At 64.2% G+C, this 843-nt stretch carries 2 protein-coding genes; both read left to right on the top strand.

What is annotated here, in order from left to right:
• The coding region (locus AB3X96_RS42490) for a phosphopantetheine-binding protein (protein ID WP_368594412.1) at positions 1–489 on the top strand (489 nt) is incomplete at its 5' end.
• Positions 486–843: condensation domain-containing protein (locus AB3X96_RS42495; protein ID WP_368594413.1), on the top strand; the 358-nt coding region annotated here is incomplete at its 3' end. The genes AB3X96_RS42490 and AB3X96_RS42495, both read left to right, overlap by 4 nt.

An 843-nucleotide genomic window follows, 5' to 3' on the forward strand; every position in this document is an offset into this window, starting at 1 on the left:
GTGGTGGCCGCACAGGAGGCGCAGGAAGCGCAGCTTGCGGCGACGCTGCGCGCGCATCTGGTGGGGCAGCTGCCGGACTACATGGTGCCGGCGGCGTTCGTGCCGCTGGGGGCGCTGCCGCTGACGGCCAATGGCAAGCTGGACCGGCGGGCGCTGCCTGCGCCGCAGGACGATGCGTATGCGCGGCGGGGCTACGAGGCGCCGCGCGGGGAGCTCGAGACGGTGCTGGCGCAGCTGTGGGCGGAGCTGCTGGGTCTGGAGCGGGTCGGTCGGCATGACCACTTCTTCGAGCTGGGCGGCCATTCGCTGCTGGCCGTTCGGCTGCTCAGCCGGCTGTCGCAGATTGCGGGTGTGGAACTGTCGCTGGCGATGCTGTTTGCGCGGCCGGTGCTGGCCGATCTGGCCCGTATGACTGCTATCGCTTTGATCGAACGAGAATTCGATCCTGATGAACTTCGGAACCTGCTTTCTTTGGGAATGCGGACATGACAGATCTAACTAGGATCGAGTTAGAAGATCTCGATATTGATGACTTAACCGAGCTTGTCTTGCTTGCCAAAGACAGAAATTGTAATGACGGTAAGCGAAAGCCCAGGTTGATACAAACCATAGGCCGCGAAGACCTTCTATTGCTGTCGTTTGCGCAGCAGCGGCTGTGGTTTCTGGCCCAGCTGGACAAGGACAGCACCCGCTACCACATTCCGCTGGGCTGGCGCTTGCGGGGCAGGCTGGACCGCGCGGCGTGGCGACGCAGCCTCGATCAGCTGTATGCGCGCCACGAGGCGCTGCGCAGCGTCTTCGTTGATGCGGAGGAGGGCCCCCGGGTTGAGATCCTGCCGCCCG

The organism is Paraburkholderia sp. BR13439, from assembly GCF_040948805.1.
Lineage (GTDB): Bacteria > Pseudomonadota > Gammaproteobacteria > Burkholderiales > Burkholderiaceae > Paraburkholderia > Paraburkholderia youngii.